The 18793-nt window shown below is 61.6% G+C and carries 17 protein-coding genes and 2 riboswitches; of the genes, 6 read left to right on the top strand and 11 right to left on the bottom strand.

Annotated features, from left to right (window positions below):
- Window positions 1-47 precede the first annotated feature (47 nt).
- The 6 genes from pepN to HX793_RS27815 are packed head-to-tail and all read right to left on the bottom strand — an operon-like array spanning window position 48 to window position 6548.
- Window positions 48-2705 (bottom strand): aminopeptidase N, encoded by a 2658-nt coding sequence (gene pepN / locus HX793_RS27840; RefSeq protein ID WP_177062310.1) that lies wholly within the window; start codon window positions 2703-2705, stop codon window positions 48-50.
- A gap of 13 nt (window positions 2706-2718) precedes the next feature.
- Window positions 2719-3549 carry a DUF2797 domain-containing protein gene (locus HX793_RS27835; RefSeq protein ID WP_016979427.1) on the bottom strand — a complete coding sequence of 277 codons (831 nt, stop codon included), beginning with the start codon at window positions 3547-3549 and terminating at the stop codon, window positions 2719-2721.
- The gene (locus HX793_RS27830; protein WP_033902243.1) at window positions 3546-3806 is read right to left on the bottom strand and encodes a YeaC family protein; all 261 of its coding nucleotides are present in this window, start codon (window positions 3804-3806) and stop codon (window positions 3546-3548) included. The genes HX793_RS27835 and HX793_RS27830 overlap by 4 nt, the downstream gene beginning before the upstream one ends.
- A 14-nt stretch (window positions 3807-3820) precedes the next feature.
- The gene (locus tag HX793_RS27825; protein ID WP_177062308.1) at window positions 3821-4690 is read right to left on the bottom strand and encodes a rhomboid family intramembrane serine protease; all 870 of its coding nucleotides are present in this window, start codon (window positions 4688-4690) and stop codon (window positions 3821-3823) included.
- Window positions 4687-5661, bottom strand: coding sequence for a metallophosphoesterase (locus tag HX793_RS27820; protein WP_177094446.1), 975 nt, complete (start codon window positions 5659-5661; stop codon window positions 4687-4689). Before HX793_RS27820 ends, HX793_RS27825 begins: the two co-directional genes overlap by 4 nt.
- Window positions 5658-6548 (bottom strand): NAD(+) kinase, encoded by an 891-nt coding sequence (locus HX793_RS27815; RefSeq protein ID WP_003217892.1) that lies wholly within the window; start codon window positions 6546-6548, stop codon window positions 5658-5660. Before HX793_RS27815 ends, HX793_RS27820 begins: the two co-directional genes overlap by 4 nt.
- A gap of 144 nt (window positions 6549-6692) precedes the next feature.
- On the opposite strand from HX793_RS27815, the gene HX793_RS27810 reads away from it, so the two are divergent.
- Window positions 6693-7640, top strand: a complete 948-nt coding sequence (locus tag HX793_RS27810) for a DUF1853 family protein (protein WP_177094431.1) — start codon at window positions 6693-6695, stop codon at window positions 7638-7640.
- Here HX793_RS27810 and HX793_RS27805 read toward each other — a convergent pair.
- The 4 genes from HX793_RS27805 to cobW form a co-directional block, all read right to left on the bottom strand.
- Complete coding sequence (locus HX793_RS27805; protein ID WP_177094447.1) at window positions 7637-8236, bottom strand: vWA domain-containing protein; 600 nt, start codon at window positions 8234-8236, stop codon at window positions 7637-7639. The two genes, HX793_RS27810 and HX793_RS27805, sit on opposite strands and share 4 nt — an antisense overlap.
- 53 nt (window positions 8237-8289) lie before the next feature.
- Window positions 8290-9288, bottom strand: coding sequence for a magnesium chelatase ATPase subunit I (locus HX793_RS27800; RefSeq protein WP_177094429.1), 999 nt, complete (start codon window positions 9286-9288; stop codon window positions 8290-8292).
- Between the two features lie 96 nt (window positions 9289-9384).
- On the bottom strand, window positions 9385-13146 hold the full coding sequence (gene cobN, locus HX793_RS27795) for a cobaltochelatase subunit CobN (RefSeq protein ID WP_177094427.1): 3762 nt from the start codon (window positions 13144-13146) through the stop codon (window positions 9385-9387).
- A gap of 3 nt (window positions 13147-13149) precedes the next feature.
- Entirely contained in the window at window positions 13150-14211 is a 1062-nt protein-coding gene (gene cobW, locus HX793_RS27790; RefSeq protein ID WP_177005202.1) for a cobalamin biosynthesis protein CobW, read from the bottom strand.
- Between the two features lie 93 nt (window positions 14212-14304).
- Window positions 14305-14504: riboswitch (cobalamin riboswitch) on the bottom strand.
- A gap of 265 nt (window positions 14505-14769) precedes the next feature.
- Here cobW and HX793_RS27785 point away from each other — a divergent pair.
- From HX793_RS27785 to cobM, 5 genes are all read left to right on the top strand, one after another.
- Complete coding sequence (locus tag HX793_RS27785; RefSeq protein ID WP_177094425.1) at window positions 14770-15447, top strand: hypothetical protein; 678 nt, start codon at window positions 14770-14772, stop codon at window positions 15445-15447.
- A 77-nt stretch (window positions 15448-15524) separates the two neighbouring features.
- Window positions 15525-15732: riboswitch (cobalamin riboswitch) on the top strand.
- Between the two features lie 96 nt (window positions 15733-15828).
- The gene (locus HX793_RS27780) at window positions 15829-16017 is read left to right on the top strand and encodes a CbtB domain-containing protein (RefSeq protein WP_012723860.1); all 189 of its coding nucleotides are present in this window, start codon (window positions 15829-15831) and stop codon (window positions 16015-16017) included.
- A gap of 11 nt (window positions 16018-16028) precedes the next feature.
- Window positions 16029-16733: a CbtA family protein gene (locus HX793_RS27775; protein ID WP_016979436.1), complete on the top strand. Its 705-nt coding sequence runs from the start codon at window positions 16029-16031 to the stop codon at window positions 16731-16733.
- Window positions 16730-17122 carry a cobalamin biosynthesis protein gene (locus tag HX793_RS27770; RefSeq protein WP_177052993.1) on the top strand — a complete coding sequence of 131 codons (393 nt, stop codon included), beginning with the start codon at window positions 16730-16732 and terminating at the stop codon, window positions 17120-17122. Before HX793_RS27775 ends, HX793_RS27770 begins: the two co-directional genes overlap by 4 nt.
- Window positions 17123-17191: 69 nt before the next feature.
- A complete protein-coding gene (gene cobM, locus HX793_RS27765) occupies window positions 17192-17938 on the top strand; it encodes a precorrin-4 C(11)-methyltransferase (protein WP_016979437.1) in 747 nt (248 codons plus the stop codon).
- A 65-nt stretch (window positions 17939-18003) separates the two neighbouring features.
- Here the strand turns inward: cobM and nfuA are convergent, their stop codons facing one another.
- A complete protein-coding gene (gene nfuA / locus HX793_RS27760) occupies window positions 18004-18588 on the bottom strand; it encodes a Fe-S biogenesis protein NfuA (protein ID WP_003190728.1) in 585 nt (194 codons plus the stop codon).
- Window positions 18589-18793 lie beyond the last annotated feature (205 nt).

Raw genomic sequence — 18793 nt, 5'->3', positions numbered from 1 at the left:
AAAAAAACGGCCTGTCGAACAGGCCGTTTTTCATTCAGCGATCCCGCTTAAGCCAGGCTCTTGCTGACCACCTCAAATACATCGCTCGACAGCTCGCCCGACGATCGAATGCGCTCCAGCTCCGCTTTCATCAGCGCCTGGCGCGCGCTGTCGTATTTGCGCCAGCGGGTCAACGGCGCCAATTGGCGTGAAGCGATCTGTGGGTTGAAGCCATTCAGCTCGATCACCAGATCCGCCAGGAAGCGATAGCCCGAACCGTCTGCGGCATGGAAGTTGATCAAGTTCTGCCCGGCAAAGGCGCCAACCAATGCACGCACCTTGTTCGGGTTCTTCATCGTGAACGCCGGGTGCTCCATCAACGCCTTCACGCGCCCCAGCCCGCCCGGCAAAGTGCTGCCAGCCTGTACGCTGAACCACTGGTCCATGACCAACGGGTTGTCCTTGAAGTTCTCGGCAAACACCGCCAGGGCCTGGGCCTTCTCTGCGTCGAACGGCGAATTCACCAGCACCGCCAGCGCGGTCAGGCGCTCGGTCATGTTGTCGGCGGTATCGAACTGTTCGAGGGTCGCCGCCAACACTTCCGGTTTGCCACTGAGCATCAGGTACGACAGCGCAATGTTCTGCAACGCACGACGGGCAAAGTGCTCGGCCGCTGCCACATAAGGCGTCTGCTTGGACAGCTCGCGATTGGCCTGATAGCGCAACCACAGTGCTTCGTGCAGATTCTCCGACAGTTGTTTGCGAGCAAACTCACGGGCGGCGTGGATGGCATCCACATCCGCAACCTCGCTGATTTCCGTAAGATAGGCTTCACCCGGCAACGACAGCATCTCTGCAACCATGGCCTGATCCAGGCTTTCGTCGCTCAACACGCTGCGCAGCGCGGTGATCAAACGTTGATCCATGTGCAAGGCCTGGCCTTGCTGATGCTGGGCGATGAGTTCCTGCAACACCTGCACCGACAACTGCTGGCCGGCATCCCAGCGGTTGAAGCCGTCGCTGTCGTGCTGCATCAGGAACATCAGTTGATCGCGGTTGTACGGGAAGCTCAACTTCACCGGCGCCGAGAAACCGCGCAGCAGCGAAGGCAATGGCTGCTCCGGGATGTCCACGAAGGTGAAGGTCTGCTCGGCTTCGGTCACCGAGATCACGCGGGACGTGGCACCAACAGCCGCTTCCCCGGCCAGGCGCAAGGCGATACCGGCGCCCTTGCCGTCCAGCAAACCCAGTTTCACCGGGATCACGAACGGAAGTTTTTCTACCTTGTCCGGGGTTGCCGGGCAGCTCTGGCGGAAGGTCAGGCTGTAGGTTTTCGCCGTGGCGTCATAGGACTCGCTCACCGCCAGACGTGGCGTGCCGGCCTGGCTGTACCAGCGCTTGAACTGCGTCAGGTCGGCGCCATTGGCGTCTTCCATGGCCTTGACGAAATCGTCGCAGGTTACGGCCTGGCCGTCATGGCGTTCGAAGTACAGGTCGCTGCCTTTGCGGAAGCCTTCGGCGCCGAGCAAGGTATGGATCATGCCCACAACTTCCGAGCCCTTTTCGTACACGGTCAGGGTGTAGAAGTTGGAGATTTCGATAAAGCTGTCCGGACGCACCGCGTGGGCCATCGGGCCGGCATCTTCGGCAAACTGGTGGGTACGCAGGTACGCCACGTCCTGGATGCGCTTGACCGTGGCCGAGTTCATGTCGGCAGAGAACTGCGAGTCACGGTAAACGGTGAAGCCTTCCTTGAGCGACAGCTGGAACCAGTCGCGACAGGTCACGCGGTTGCCCGACCAGTTGTGGAAGTATTCGTGGGCGACGATCGCCTCGACCCGCTGGTGCGCGGCGTCGGTAGCGGTTTCGGCGCGGGCCAGCACGGCGCTGGAGTTGAAGATGTTCAGGCCCTTGTTTTCCATGGCGCCCATGTTGAAGTCGTTTACCGCCACGATCATGAAGATGTCGAGGTCGTACTCGCGGCCGTAGGTTTCTTCGTCCCAGCGCATGGATTTTTTCAGGCTGGTCATGGCGTGCTGGCACTTGTCGATGTTTTCCGGCTCGACGTAGATGCGCAGCGCGACTTCGCGGTTGGTCATGGTGGTGAAGGTGTCTTCGACACACCACAAATCACCGGCCACCAGGGCAAACAGGTACGCCGGCTTCTTGAACGGGTCCTCCCAGGTCGCCCAGTGGCGGCCGTCTTCACCGGGGCCACTGGCAATCGGGTTGCCGTTGGACAGCAGGATCGGGTAGCGGTGTTGCTCGGCGATCACCGTGGTGGTGAAGATGCTCATCACGTCCGGGCGGTCGAGGTAGTAGGTGATCTTGCGGAAACCTTCGGCCTCGCACTGGGTGCAGAACATGCTGCCGGACTTGTACAGGCCTTCCAGGGCGGTGTTGGTTTCCGGGTGGATTTTTACCGTGGTATCCAAGGTAAAGGTCGCACTCTTGGGCTGTACCGTCAGGTGGCTGTCGGTCAGTTGGTAGTCATCTGCCGTCAATTCCTGATCGGCAAGGTTCACGCTCAGCAGCTCCAGTTGCTGGCCGTCCAGCACCAATGGCGGCAAACCGGCGCCGCGCTCAGGGTTGCGGCGCATCACCAGTTGCGCGTGGACCAGGCTGTGGTCCTCGAACAACTCGAAGGTCAGGTGCGTCTCTTCGATCAGGTAGTCCGGCGCCTGATAGTCCTTCAGGTAGATCATCTTCGGTTGTTCGGTGCGCATGGGTGGCATCCTTCTACTGATGCACGGCGAGCTGGTAGGCCGTGTACTTACGAATGTTGATAACGCCGGTGTCGAAGATCAGGTATTGGCCCTTGATCCCCAGCAGCGTGCCTTCGGCAATCGGGTTCTTGTCCAGGTTGAAGCTGACGATCTTGGCCGGATACTGCTCGACCGGGTAGCGGATTTCGATCGGTTCGATGTCGGTTACCGGTTGGATGGCTTGCAGGCCAAAGCGTTCCTGCAAACCGAGCAAGCCTTCGGCGCAAGAGGCGAACAGCTCATCGCGCACCTGCTTGAGGTCGACGGCTTGGGCGTCGCCTTTGAGCAGCGCACGCCAGTTGGTTTTATCGGCTACTTGACTGCGGAACAGGTCTTCGACGAAACCGGACTGCTGGCGGGTCGCCACGCGCATGATCGGCAGCGCCTGGCTCGCGCCCTGGTCCAGCCAGCGCGTCGGCAACTGGGTGGCGCGGGTGATGCCGACCTTGATCCCCGACGAATTCGCCAGGTACACCACGTGGTCGGTCATGCAGAATTTTTCACCCCAGCCCGGATCGCGGCAGGTGCCAGCGTCGTAATGACAACGCTCGGGGCTCATAATGCACAGGTCACACTGGGCCAGCTTGGTCATGCACGGGTAGCAGTAACCCTGGCTGAAGCTGGTCTTGGTCTTGCGGCCGCAATGGCTGCAATGGATGGCACCGAGGTATTCCAGGCGTACGTGTGTACCAATCAACGGGTTGACCGGCACCTCGACATCGCCCAAACGAAACGCGTATTGAACGGTCGGCTCACCGAGTTGCGCCGACATCTTGCTGACTGCACCGCGACCAATTTCAATCAATGGATCGCATCCGACTTGAACAGGATGTTCGGCACCGGAGCCGACTTGGACGCACATTCCTGCGGGCCCATGTAGCCGGTGCGCTGCTCTTCCGGCAGGTTCTGGATTTCCCAGGCGATCATGGCCTGCAACGACAGCTCGCGCTGTTCGGCGGAGAGCTTGCGGCCATCGGACCACTTGCCGATCTCCACGGCGAGCTTGAGGCTCTCGTAGATGTCCGGGGTGATGTTTTCGATCATTTCAGCAAAAGAGGACATAAGGCTCTTCCTTATCAAAGAGAGGCTTTGCGGCGGCTGTACAGCCCACCTAGCAAACCCGTCAGGCAACCGATAACCAGGCCGCCGACATGGGCAGCGTTGGCGATTTCGCCGAAACCGATCATCGAGACCAGCCCCGACAGGCAAAGCAGCAACCACACCAGCATCATCACCAGCACCCCACGGGGCAGGCGATAGGCCGGATTTGGCGACAGTAATTGAAAGATCCAGCAATGCCCGAGCAGGCCATACAGCACACCGGACAACCCACCGAACAGGCCAGGGCCGCCAAAAACGTATTGAGCGTAGTTCGACACCAGGCTGAACAACAGCGTCAGGCCGAGCAAGTTGATGCTGCCCTGGCGCGCTTCGATGCGCCGGCCCAGTTCCCAGTACCACATGCCGTTCATGGCCAGGTGCAGGATGCCGAAGTGGATCAGCATCGGCGTGACCAGGCGCCACCACTGACCCGCCGCCAGGCTGTCGGCCAGGGGCGTGAACTGGATGTACTCGCCGACGATGCGAAACTGCAGGAACGTCAGCCAGCTCATGGCTGGCAGGTTTTCACCGAGCAAGGTCAGCGCGCCTACGATGATGCTTGCCAGCAACACCAGCGCAGTCACCGGGCTTTGGCGCAGTTGCTGCACAAACCCGGGGCGCTTGACCGGCGCCTGCTCGGGAATATCCAGTTGCTGGTCCGGGTCACCGGCGGGAAAGCGTTGATACAGCACACGCACGTCGTCGCTGATGGTTTCCGGCACCCACAACACCTGCTCGCCCGCCTCTTCGCTGACGCGGTGGGGCACGTGCATGCGTTGCAGCAACTGGACAAAGCCGCCCAGATCAACACTCAGGGGCAGGCGCAATACAGCCACGGTACTCATTTGATGACCTCGGGGCGCTCAACGTCGACCCATACGAATTTACTCGGATCCAGGCGCGTTTCCTGATCCAGACGATAAGCCACCAGCTTGCCGTACAGCACGGCGCTGTAGTCCAGGCACGCCAGGTTCTCGCGGATCGGCGCCGGTTTGCCGCTGCGCCAGTAATGCCCGACAAACAACAAAGGTTCGTCGACGCCGTAGCGCAGCAGGGAATTCTTTTCAGTGGACGATAACGGCGTACGCGCCACTGGCTCCGGCAAGGCGTCGGGCTGGAACACGATGTCGCCGTAGGTCTTGGGGTCGTCTTCCCAGAACTTGGTGCGGAAGAACGAACGCGTCAGGCCATCGCCACCGGTCAGCGTGAGGCCATCCGGCAGACGCATGTCGGTGCCACGCAGCAGACGGTCGAAAGCGTTGCAGGCAAAACTGCCCGGCACGGCGGCGGCCTGCAGGAAGTGCTGGTCGATGCAGCCGTCCGGGAACGTGGCGCGCAACGGATCGATAAAGCCGTCATCCCAGCAGGCATGCACCACACGGAAGCGTCCGGCATCGACAAACAGTGGCATGTCATAGAACCAGCCGAGGAAGTCGTGCCAGTCGGCCGGGTGGCGTTCGAACTGAGTCAGGGTCTCGTGGATCAACCGCGCGTGCCGTGGGTTGTGTTCGCGCACGAACTGCCTGCCACTGCCCGGCGGTGCCGGCGTGGTCCAGCCCAGCGCATTGAACTCATGGTTGCCCATGATGCACAGCGCCTGGCCGGCTTCGGTCATGTCGTGGACGATGTGCAACGCCTCGCGGATACGTGGGCCACGGTCGATGATATCGCCGAGGAACACCGCCATGCGCGATGGATGGCGCCAGGTGCCGCCCTGCTTGTGGTAACCCAACAGGTCGAGCAAGTGCTCAAGGGTATGAGCGCAACCGTGCACGTCACCAATCAGGTCGTAGCTACGCGCGGGATCGAGCATCAGTCGCCTCCACCCCCCAAGCGGCTGCCCCAGCCCAGCTTGGTGCGGCACACTTCGTAGTAGTTGTGGTCCAGCGGGTGGATCAACCGCAACTTCTGTGCCTTTTTGCTCACGGTGATGGTGTCACCGGGGGCGCAGGTGAAATGGTTCTGCCCGTCACACGACACCTGCGGGTAGATTTGCATGTCTTTGGACACCACGATTTTCAGCTCACTGTTGCCGTCGACCACAATCGGCCTGCTCGACAACATATGGGGGTACATCGGCACGATCACAATGGCATCCAGCTTGGGATGCATGATCGGGCCACCCGCCGACAACGCATAGGCGGTGGAGCCGGTGGGCGTGGCTACAATCAGGCCGTCGGCCTTCTGGCTGCACACGAACTGGCCGTCTATATAGAGTTCGAACTCGATCATCCGCGTGGACTTGCCGGGATGCAACACCACGTCATTCAGGGCATCGCCCTGGCCGATGGCTTCGCCGTGGCGGCGCACTTCGGCTTGCAGCAGGAAGCGGTTCTCCACCAGGTAATGGCCGTCGAGCACCTTGGCCACTTCGACTTCCAGCTCATCCGGGCGGATATCGGTGAGAAAACCCAGGCTGCCACGGTTGATCCCCAGCACCGGCACGTTATGCCGTGCCAAGGCACGGGCGGCGCCGAGCAGGCTGCCGTCGCCGCCGACCACAATCACCATGTCACACACTTCACCGAGCATCTTGCGTGATGAGGTCTGCAGGCCGTGGCCAGGAAGGATTTCGGCGATGGTGTCTTCGAGGATCACATGCAGGTGGCGTTCCAGCAGGAATTTTTTCAGCCGGCGGACGGTGTCCAACACCTGGGTACTGCCCAGGCGACCGATAATGCCGATATTGCGAAATTGCTCCATGGGGCTCCTGCGGGATTTGGGGTGTGGCAAAAAGAAGGATTATGGGCGAAAGGCCGCCCCAGGCAAAATCCTTTGTCGCCGTGAAGCCTTGATGACAAGGGTTCTCATCCACCTGCACCGCACTTAAAAGGCTATGCTCGGACCATGACTGTGTTCCCGGATCTGCACAACCTGCCCCGCCAGCTGCGCCACCCTGAAGTGCGCGACCTGGCGTGGGTGATGCTCGCCCCGCCGATGCTGGCGCAAACGCCGTGGCCGCAACGCCATCCGCTGACCGGCAGCGATTGGGTGCAAGCGCCTCATCTGCTGGAGCACTGGCTGCGCCAGCTCGATCAGGACAGCAGCGCCTTGCAGCAGTGGCTGAACCAGTCACGCACCCGTCGCCTGGGCCTGTATTACGAGCGCCTGTGGCAGTTCGCCGTGCAGCATGCGCCGGGTGTCGAATTGTTGGCCGCGAACCTTCCGATCCGCCGCGCCGGGCACACCCTCGGTGAGCTGGACATGTTGCTGCGTGACCGTGACGGCGTGCATCACCTGGAACTGGCGATCAAACTGTATCTCGGGCCACAGGACGGTAACGGCCAAGATACGGCGCAATGGCTGGGGCCGGGTTGCCATGACCGGCTGGACCGCAAACTGGCGCATCTGGTCCAGCATCAACTGCCGATTTCAGCGCGGGTGGAAAGCCGAGAGGCGTTGGCGGCGCTGGATATCCAGCATTTCGATGCGCATTTGTGGCTGGGCGGCTATCTGTTGTACCCCTGGCCGGGCGAGGCCGTTGAGCCCGTTGGCGCTCATCCACAACACCTGCGGGGACGCTGGTTGCATCAGCGTGATTGGCAAGCGTTTGTCGCCCGCAGCCAGCCGGGCCGCTGGCAACCCCTGCCCCGACATGCGTGGTTGGCACCGGCGCATTACACGGCGGATGAAGTCTGGAGTGAAGACCAGATGAGGGGTTGGCTGGCGGAGCTGGACCCGATGGCGCCGGCGCAGTTGTTGGTACGGATGGTTCAAGTGAACGAGGATTGGGAAGAAGCCGAGCGATTATTCCTGGTGGCAGACCTTTGGCCGAATGTGCCCGGCAACACCTAATCGTCAATATGCCGGTAATCCAGTTGCAGCCCTACCGCCAGCGCCTGCGACCGCCCCATCCTGATCGGCCCACGCTCGATATCCACCAACAGCCCCGGACACTCCAGCAACGGCAACCCGGCGATGTCCTTGAGTCTCCCGTCAGTGATTACCAGCAGCCGCTGTTGTTCAGCCGGATAACGCTTGCGCCGCAGCGCCAGCCAAGCCCCGGCCTCGGTCAACGCAGCCAGCAATGGCGTACCACCGCCCGCGCCCAATTGATCCAGCCAACCCGCCAAGCCCTTCGCCGCCTTCAGCCCCTGGACCTGCCATTTGGGCGAGTGCCCGCTGGCCGTCAACAATGCCATCCGCGCCCGCTGGCGGTAGCCGTCATCAAACAATTGCGCCAACAAGCCCTTGGCATCGGTGAGCGCACGGTGCCGCCGGGTGGACGCCGACGCATCGACAATCACCAGCCACAGCTCATGGGCCGAACGGGTGCGCAGGTGAAACAGTAGGTCTTCACGGGTTTGCGGGCGGCCACCGAGCAAGGTGCCCGGCCAATTGATCGAGCCTTGTTTCGCGCTGCGCGCCTTACCGTAACTGCCGCTGTCCAGTCGCCCTGCCTTGGGGCGGGCATCCGCCCCCGTGTCAGGTTGGGGGCGAATGCCTAGGGCTTTTTTGGCCAGGTGGGGACTTCCCGGCGCGCTCCGGTGGGCAGGGCCGGAGCGGGCATGTCGCCCCACTGGCCTTGGCCTGGCGAAGCGTCGGTGGATTTGGGCGACTGCCCTTCACTCGGTGGACTGGGCGGAGGAACTTGCTCCTGGCGGCGATGACGCAGGGCAAATTCGGCAACCGCTTCGATATCTTCCTCGGCTATAGCCCTGGCGCCACGCCAGGCGGCGTGGGCCCGTGCGCCGCGCAACCACACCAGGTCCGCACGCAAACCGTCGACACCTGCTGCAAAACACCGCTCGGTGATCTGTGCCAGCGCCTCGTCATCCAGCGCGATCGTGTCCAGCTGTGCTCGCGCCTGAGTGCAGCGTTCGCGCAAGGCCGCCTGCGACGCTTCCCATTGCGCGCAGAACGCCGCCGGGTCGCTGTCGAAATCCAGGCGCCGACGAATAATCTGCCCACGCTCGGCCGGCAAGGTCTGCCCGCTCAACGCCACGTTGAAACCAAAACGGTCGAGCAGTTGCGGACGCAACTCGCCCTCCTCCGGGTTCATGGTGCCGATCAGCACGAAGCGCGCCGAATGGCGATGGGAAATACCGTCGCGCTCGATCACGTTGGTGCCACTGGCGGCCACGTCCAGCAGCACATCCACCAGGTGATCGGGCAGCAGGTTGACTTCATCGACGTACAACACGCCGCCATCCGCCTTGGCCAATACGCCGGGCGAGAACTGCGCCCGACCCTCGCCCAATGCAGCGTCCAGGTCCAGCGTGCCGACAAGGCGCTCTTCAGTCGCGCCCAGGGGCAACGTCACGAATTGACCACTGGCCAGCAGGTCCGCCAGACCACGCGCCAAGGTCGACTTGGCCATGCCGCGCGGGCCTTCGATCAGCACACCGCCGATCTTCGGGTCGATGGCGGTCAGGCACAGTGCCAGTTTCAAGTCATCGGCGCCGACTACGGCGGACAGCGGGAAATGGGGAATGTCAGTCATGCGTACCCTCGATCAAATTCATCGCTCAGCAGGTGCCCTGTGGCAAGCCCGCTCGCCACAGCAACCTCACTGGCCACACATGCCAGGCGTGACACCTCAGCCATCCTCTTCTATATCAAGCAACAGGTTTTCCAACGCCTCGCGGTACGCTCCCGGCTCCTGCCACATACCGCGCTGCTGGGCTTCGAGCATGCGCTCGGTCATGTCCCGCAGTGCATCAGGGTTGTGTTGCTGCACAAAGGCGCGGGTGTCGGGGTCGAGCAAATAAGCGTCGGCCAACAGGGCGTATTGGTGATCGTCAATCAGCGCCGTGGTGGCATCGAAGGCGAACAGGTTGTCCACGGTTGCCGCCATTTCGAAGGCACCTTTATAGCCATGGCGCTTCACGCCTTCGATCCACTTGGGGTTGGCGGCGCGGGAACGGATCACCCGGTTCAGCTCTTCCTTCAGGGTGCGGATCTTCGGCAGATCGGGCTGGCTGTGGTCACCATGATAGCTGGCCGCCTTGTCGCCGCTCAGTGTCTCCACGGCCGCGAGCATGCCGCCTTGGAATTGGTAGTAATCGTTGGAGTCGAGCAGGTCGTGCTCGCGGTTGTCCTGGTTTTGCAAAACGGCCTGCACCTGGCTCAAGCGCTGGGCAAACTGCGCGCGGGCGGCGGTGCCTTCGTCGGAACCGCCATAGGCGTAGCCGCCCCAGTTCAAGTAAACCTCGGCCAGGTCTTCACGACTTTGCCATAGGCGACCATCGACCGCGCCCTGCACGCCCGCGCCATAGGCGCCGGGCTTGGCGCCGAAGATGCGCCAACCGGCTTGTTTCGCCGCCGCCTCTTCGTCCAGGCCCGACATGAGCAGCGCCTCACGCTCACTGCGCACCTTGGCGGCCAGCGGGTTCATGTCGTCCGGCTCATCCAGCGCCGCCACGGCCTGCACCGCGGCGTCGAACAGGCGGATCAAATTGGCGAAGGCATCGCGGAAAAAGCCCGACACACGCAAGGTCACGTCTACGCGCGGGCGATCCAACAGGCTGATCGGCAGGATCTCGAAATCATCCACCCGCTGGCTGCCGGTCGCCCACACCGGGCGCACGCCCATCAGTGCCATGGCCTGGGCGATATCGTCGCCGCCGGTGCGCATGGTGGCAGTGCCCCACACCGACAAGCCGAGCTGGCGCAGGTGGTCGCCGTGGTCCTGTAAATGTCGCTCAAGAATCAGGTTGGCGGATTGGAAACCGATGCGCCAGGCCGTGGTGGTGGGCAGGTTACGCACATCGACGGTGAAGAAGTTGCGCCCCGTCGGCAGCACATCCAAACGCCCGCGACTCGGTGCACCACTCGGGCCCGCCGGCACAAAACGGCCGCTGAGGGCATCCAGCAATCCACGCATTTCCGCAGGGCCACAAGCATCCAGACGCGGTGCCACCACGATGCGCAGGCTTTCGATAACCGCCTTCACCTCTTCCCAGCCGGGCTCTTCCAACTGTTCAAGCGGCCCTTCCAACGCTTGCTCGATCAACCGCGCCGCGTAAAGCTCCAGGCGTTCGCGGGTATCGCCAGCGGTGCGCCACAATTGCGCGTCGATCTTCTGCAATACCAGCGGTCGACGCCCTGTCCAGGGCTCGGCCAAAGCACAGTCCAGCGGGTCGAACCCCAACTCAAAGGCCTTGGCCAGCACGCGCAACAGGCTTGATTGCGGGCCACGCCCATCGCCACGCGGGATACGCAACAAGGCCAGCAACGTGTCGATACGCAAGCGGCCTGCGGGCGACTCACCAAAGATGTGCAGGCCATCGCGGATCTGTGACTCCTTCAAGTCGCACAGGTAAGTGTCCAGTCGCGGCAACCACACGGCAGCGTCGGCGTCGCTCTCCAGCTCAAGTTCCTGGTCGATGCGGGTTTCGCGCACCAGCTTGAGGATGTCTTTCTGCAACTCCAGGGCGCGGCGCGGATCGAGCAGTTGCGCCTCGTAATATTCGTCGGCCAACAGCTCAAGGTTACGCAGCGGGCCGTAGGTTTCGGCACGGGTCAGCGGCGGCATCAGGTGATCGATGATCACCGCCTGGGTACGTCGCTTGGCCTGGGCGCCCTCGCCCGGATCGTTGACGATAAACGGATAGATATTCGGCAGCGGCCCCAGCAGCGCATCGGGCCAGCAGCTTTCCGACAGGCCGACGCCCTTGCCCGGCAACCATTCAAGGTTGCCGTGCTTGCCCACATGAATCACGCCATGGGCGCCATAGGTGTGGCGCAGCCAGAAATAAAACGCCAGGTAGCCGTGGGGCGGCACCAGGTCCGGGTCGTGGTAGACGGCGCTCGCGTCCACCTGATAACCCCGCGCCGGCTGGATACCAACGAACGTCAGGCCCAGGCGCAAACCAGCAATCATCAGGCGGCCGTCGCGGAACATCGGATCGTTATGAGGCGTGCCCCAACGTTCCAGCACCGCCTGGCGATTGGCCTCGGGCAAGCGACTGAACATCGCTTCGTAGTCATCCAGGCCAAGGCTTTGATTGCAGGGCCGTAGATCGAGGCTGTCGAGGTCGTTGGTGACACCGCCGAGCAAGTCGTGTATCAGCGCAGTGCCGCTTTCCGGCAGCGCATCCGGCACCGGATAACCCTCGGCGTGCAAGGCGCGCAGAATATTCAGCGCCGCTGCCGGCGTATCCAGGCCAACACCATTGCCGATACGCCCATCGCGGGTCGGGTAATTCGCGAGGATCAGCGCGATGCGTTTGTCAGCATTCGGTACCCGCGCCAGCTCGACCCAGCGCCGCGCCAATTCAGCGACAAAATCCATGCGTTCCGGCGCCGCTCGATAGCACACCACATCCGACTGGCTGCGCTCGCTGTGCCAGGCCAGGTCCTTGAAGCTGATCGGCCGGCTGATGATGCGTCCGTCCAGCTCCGGCAAAGCAATGTGCATCGCCAGGTCACGGGGGCCTAGGCCTTGCTCGCTGGCTTCCCAGCCGGGCTGGTTGTCCTGGGCGCAGATCGCCTGAATCACCGGGATATTGCGGCGAAACGGGCGCAAGTGCGGCGCTTCCGGGCTGGATTGGGCGAAGCCGGTGGTGTTGAGGATCACCGCCGCGCCCACCTCGTCCAGCAAGTCCTCGACCACCGCCAGGCAGCCGGGCTCTTTTAAACTGGCCACCGCCATCGGCAACGGGTTGAGGCCCGCCGCTTGCAAGCGCTGGCAGAACACATCGATAAAACCGGTATTGGCCGCCTGCAAATGGGAGCGGTAGAACAGCACCGCCGCCACCGGCCACTCGGCATTCCAATCCATCTGCCAATCATTCAGGCGAGCATTGGCATGGCGCGGGTGATAAATCGCCGTGCGTGGCAGGGTCTGCGGCTCGGCCCAGGCGTAGTCACGGTCCAGGTAGGTGCTGGCCAGGCAGCGATAGAAATCCAGCGCATTGCCCAGACCACCCTGGCGCAGGAAATGCCAGAGGCGATCACGCGCTTTGACGTCGACGGTGCTCAGGCCACTGAGTTCCGGGTCCGGGCGATCATCCCCCGGCACCAGGATCAGCTGCACGCCCCTTTCGGCCAACTCCACCAGACGCTCGATGCCGTAACGCCAATAACCGATACCGCCATGCAGCGAGATCAGGATGACCTTGGCGTGGCGCAGCACTTCATCGACGTACAGGTCGACCGAGGCGTGGTTCTGCACCTGCATCGGGTTAGCCAGGCGAAAGCTGGGATAGTCGTCCGGCAACTGTTGCGCCGCTTCGGCCAGCAGCGCCAGGCTGGAATCGCCGCTGCACAGGATCACCAGGTCAGCGGGGGTTTGGCCAAGGTCGGCAATATTGTCGTCCGAGACGAAACCACCGGGCTGGGTCCTGAGCAGGTGCATGGGTTAAACGCTAAGGGCGGCGCGCAGTTGCGCTTCAAGGCCGGCCGCGTCGAGGTCCTGACCGATCAGCACCAGGCGCGTGATGCGCGCTTCGTCAGCGCCCCAGGCACGGTCGAAGTGCTTGTCGAAACGCGTGCCCACGCCCTGGATCAACAGGCGCATCGGTTTGTTCGGGATCGCGGCGAAGCCTTTGACGCGCAGGATGCCGTGTTGCACCACCAGTTGGGTCAAGGCGTCGAGCAGCAGTGCTTCGTCGGCTTGCGGCAGGTCGATGGAAATGGAGTCGAAGGCGTCGTGGTCGTGATCGTCTTCACCTTCGTGATGATGATCGTGATGGCTGTGGCGACCGTCGATGTGTTCTTCGGAGCCGGCACCCAGACCTATCAGCACGTCCAGTGGCAGGCGACCGCTGCTGGCTTCGATGATCTTGACGGCGGGTGGCAGTTCTTCCGCGACTTCCAGGCGCACGCGGGCCAGGTCTTCAGGGCTGATCAGGTCGGTCTTGTTGAGGATTACCAGGTCAGCGCTAGCCAGTTGGTCGGCGAACAGCTCGTGCAGGGGTGATTCGTGGTCCAGGTTCGGGTCGAGCTTGCGCTGCGCATCCACTTGGTCCGGGAAGGCGGCGAAGGTGCCGGCGGCCACAGCCGGGCTGTCGACGACGGTAATCACGGCGTCAACGGTGCAGGCGCTGCGGATTTCCGGCCATTGGAAGGCTTGGACCAGCGGTTTTGGCAGGGCCAGGCCGGAGGTTTCGATGAGAATGTGGTCGAGGTCGCCGCGGCGGGCCACCAATTCGCGCATCACCGGGAAGAACTCTTCCTGCACGGTGCAGCACAGGCAGCCGTTGGCCAGCTCGTAGACGCGGCCGTTGGCTTCTTCTTCGGTGCAGCCGATGGAGCACTGCTTGAGGATTTCACCGTCGATACCCAGCTCGCCGAATTCGTTGACGATCACGGCAATGCGACGGCCCTGAGCGTTGTCGAGCATGTGGCGCAGCAAGGTGGTTTTGCCCGAGCCGAGGAAGCCGGTGACGATGGTGACGGGGAGTTTGGCCAGTGTTTTCATCGGATGCCCTTGGGGGCGGGCATACGGGACGATAGGCCCTGCGACGGTGCGCAGCAGCGGATTTCGTCACCGGATCACCCCGCCCGGTTGAAGTAGAAAATCGGTTGCGAGGCAGGTCTCCTGGCTTGGGGCTTGCGGGTCTTGCGACCGGCGCTGGCTGCGCCTTCCCGCCTTTCGGCAGTGGCGTGGCAGTCAGCTGAACCCTTTACAGTTGCGGGGGCAGCCGCGGCTTGGACCGCGTTCCCTTCTTAGCTTCGGCCTGGGGCTGAAGAACCTCGAGGGTGCAAGGCTACGCAGTGCAGACAGGATGGTCAATGTCAGTGGGCTTTATGGAAGAATCAACAAGCGCACTGCCTGCCGACATTGCAGGCCTGATCATATTGACGCGAATACATGACGTATTACTTTGCAAAAACTTATCAACCCTGTTCATGGAACAATTAAACGACTTGCGCCACCTAGGGAGGGCAACACAAACATTCTGTCTAGTTAAGAAGCCATGAACGTGATTTCTCCTAGACGTACGACTATTTAAGACACCACAACTGAGATCAACTCATGTCTACTATCGCCTCTACGCGCACCGACGCCACCCCGCAGCCCGCACAACTGAATGAAACCTCCCTGACTTCAACCTCGCGCCCTCTTGAGTCGTTGAGTGATCAAGCGTTGACGAAAAAAATACTGGAATTGGCCCCTGCACTTGATCCCTGGGGAAACGAATTTTTCACGCTCCATACTGCCGATCGAATGGCAAAAGGCACACAAGAGAACGGCGAACCTGCTACCCAAGAACAAATAGAGACGATGAAGGAGTTTCTGGCACGCCCTGATCTTTATAAACACCTCGACCTCCAGCCCCCTGGTGGCATCGAAGACGGACAAATTAATTTGGACTCAGTTGCCGTAGAAGCGGGAGAGATTTCACAGGTGAGTGACCGCAAGCTGATACAGTTAGCCAAGGATTTTCATACCACTTACGACACCACAGGTAATGGTTATGTCAACTACAACGAACTGAGAAAAGCCGAAGACAGTGACATTCCCGAACTGGCAAAAAAAGTTGCCCGAGAGTTACTCGCACGTCCAGAACTTCTTAAGCAATTGGATATTGGTGTCGGCTTCCTCGGGTTCGCAGGCAAGGATGATGAACGCTATGACGTCACCAACCTCGACTATATGATTAAAAACAGTTCCAAGCGGGTTAATTACCCATTCAGGAGTAAAACTGTCTGACCTCCTGGAAGGACGAGGCATACAATACTTGACTCATTGACCTCATGTATTTGACGCGCATTACTCGTCCATGTTTTCCTACACGTCTTGTTTCGGGTGCCCTTCACAGGGTGAAACGGGAAACCGGTGCGTCATAGCGATATGACCAGTCCGGTGCTGCCCCCGCAACGGTAAGCGAGCGAAGTGTCACAGCCACTGTGCAATTGCATGGGAAGGCGATGCTTTCAGGGCTCCTCCAAGAGCCCCCTCGCAAGCCCGGAGACCGGCCCGAAAAATTCAGATAACAAACCCGCGGTGGGCGGGCGCTGTTCAAACCCTGCGTGCCCGGCTCGCGGGGTTTTCATGCGCTCGTTTCACCCTGACACCTGAAAGGGACGCGCCATGTCGATCATCAGCAGCACCTCGCACTCCGCCAGCAGCACCTCCACCCTGAGTCAACGCCTGACCGCCGCCATCGGCGCGTCGATCCTCGGCGCGTGCCTGGTGTATTTCGCCGGTTTCTCGCACATCGAGGCCGTACACAACGCTGCCCACGACACCCGCCACAGCGCCGCGTTCCCGTGCCACTGAGACCTGCCGACATGATCAAGCGTATCGCGCAAACCGCAGGTTTCACCGGCCTGTTGGCCGCCCTGCTGCTGACTCTGCTGCAAAGCTTTTGGGTCGCCCCGCTGATTCTGCAGGCGGAAACCTTTGAAAAAGCCCCGGCCGCCACCGAAATGGCCCACGAGCACGCCGAAGGTGCTGCCGCCCACACCCATGACGCCGAAGCCTGGGAGCCGGAGGACGGCTGGCAGCGCGTGTTGTCCACCACGGGCGGTAACCTGGTGGTCGCCGTCGGTTTTGCGCTGATGCTGGCCGGTCTCTACACGCTGCGCGCGCCAACCCGCACCGCCCAAGGCCTGCTGTGGGGCTTGGCCGGTTACGCAACCTTCGTACTGGCACCGACGATGGGCCTGCCGCCTGAGCTGCCGGGCACTGCTGCCGCCGACCTGGCGCTGCGTCAGACCTGGTGGATAGGCACCGCAGCGTCTACCGCTGCCGGCATCGCCTTGATCGTGTTTGGTCGCAACTGGCTGCTGAAAGTGCTGGGCGTGGCGATCCTCGCCGTACCGCACGTGATCGGCGCGCCGCAACCGGAAGTGCATTCGATGCTGGCCCCGGAGGCTTTGGAGGCACAGTTCAAGATCGCTTCGCAGTTGACCAATGTCGCCTTCTGGCTGGCCCTGGGCCTGATCAGCGCGTGGCTGTTCCGCCGCAACCGTGACGACCAATACTCGGCATGACCCTGGTGGTCGGCCTGGGATGCCAGCGGGGCTGTGATGTTCAGACCTTGCTGGCGCTGTTTGATGCCGCCCTCGCCGAGGGCGGTATTGAACGCCACTGGATTGCTGCGCTGGCCAGTATCGATCACAAACAGAATGAACCGGGATTACTGGCACTGGCGCAGACGCTGAACCTGCCATTGCAGTGTTTCAGCGCTGAACAATTGGCGGTATTTGAACACCGCCTGAGCCATAAATCCGATATCGCTTTTGCCCATACCGGCTGCTATGGCATCGCCGAAAGCGCCGCGCTGGCCCTTGCCGAACGCCTCACAGGCAGCCCTCCGCGCCTGCTGATTACCCGCAAAAAAACCGCCCAGGCCACTTTTGCATTGGCTTGCGCCGACTAAAATCCCGATAATCGCCCTCCCCGATCATGAGCAACATTCATGCTCGCCCGCTTTTCGACAGGAACCACCATGACCGTCTACTTCATCGGCGCAGGTCCCGGCGACCCGGAACTGATCACCGTCAAAGGCCAACGGCTGATCCGCAGCTGCCCGGTGATCATCTATGCAGGCTCATTGGTCCCCACGGCAGTTTTGGAAGGTCATTCGGCAGAAACGCTAGTCAACAGCGCCGAATTGCACCTGGAGCAGATCATCGATCTGATCAGGACAGCTCACGCGAAAGGCCAGGATGTGGCGCGCGTCCATTCTGGCGATCCAAGCTTGTATGGCGCCATCGGCGAACAGATCCGCCACCTGCGGGAGTTGGGCATCCCCTTCCAGATCATTCCCGGCGTCACCGCCGTGGCCGCCTGCGCAGCCTTGCTGGAAACCGAGCTGACCCTGCCAGACATCGCCCAGAGCGTGATCCTGACCCGCTACGCCGATAAAACCAGCATGCCCGCCGGCGAGGATTTCGACAGCCTGGCCCGGCATGGCACCACCATGGCGATTCACCTGGGGGTCAATCACTTGGAAAAGATCGTCGCTGAACTGCTGCCGCACTACGGCGCGGACTGCCCGATTGCTGTGGTGCACCGGGCGACCTGGCCGGATCAGGATTGGGCGATGGGCACCTTGAGTGATATTGCCGAGAAAGTGGCGGCCAAGGGCTTTCGGCGCACTGCATTGATTGTGGTGGGCCGAGTGTTGGCCAGTGACAGCTTCAGCGAATCGTCGCTGTATCGCGCGGGCCATGCCCATCTTTACCGCCCCTGAAACCCGGGCATAAAAAAACGGCGCTCACGGGGCGCCGTTTTTTTTGTTCGCAGTGAACGCCTTACTCAGTAGTAGGCGTTTTCTTTCTGCGTGTGGTCGGTCACGTCACGTACACCCTTGAGCTCTGGAATGCGCTCCAGCAGGGTGCGCTCGATGCCTTCGCGTAGGGTCACGTCCGCCTGGCCGCAGCCTTGGCAACCGCCGCCGAACTTCAACACCGCAATGCCATCATCGACCACGTCGATCAGGCTGACCTGGCCGCCGTGGCTGGCCAGGCCTGGGTTGATTTCGGTCTGCAGGTAGTAGTTGATGCGCTCGTTCACCGGGCTGTCGGCGTTGACGTTGGGCACCTTGGCGTTTGGCGCCTTGATGGTCAACTGGCCGCCCATGCGGTCGGTGGCGTAGTCGACCACGGCGTCGTCGAGGAAGGCTTCGCTGAAGGCATCGATGTAGGCGGTGAAGCTTTTCAGCCCCAGGGCGGTGTCTTCAGGTTTCTCTTCACCAGGCTTGCAGTAGGCAATGCAAGTCTCGGCGTATTGGGTGCCGGGCTGGGTGATAAAGACGCGGATGCCGATACCTGGGGTGTTCTGCTTGGACAGCAGGTCAGCCAGGTAATCGTGGGCGGCGTCGGTAATGGTTATGGCAGTCATGGAAACTCCTCACAGGCTTGCCGGCAGTTTACGCCAAAATATTACGTAGGTACAAAGTCCTAGTGTTTTTGTCGGGATAGGTTTGTTTGGGGGGGAGTACATATCCGTTATTTGGGTGATGGCGGGTATTGGTTCCGCCCTTACGGCGGGTCACTTTGGAAAAGAGCCGGAATGCCGGCCCAGCCCAAAGTAACCAAAGGGCTCT

Source organism: Pseudomonas reactans (assembly GCF_013387025.1).
GTDB classification, from domain to species: Bacteria; Pseudomonadota; Gammaproteobacteria; order Pseudomonadales; family Pseudomonadaceae; genus Aquipseudomonas; species Aquipseudomonas reactans.
This window is presented reverse-complemented; position numbering and strand designations above follow the sequence as displayed.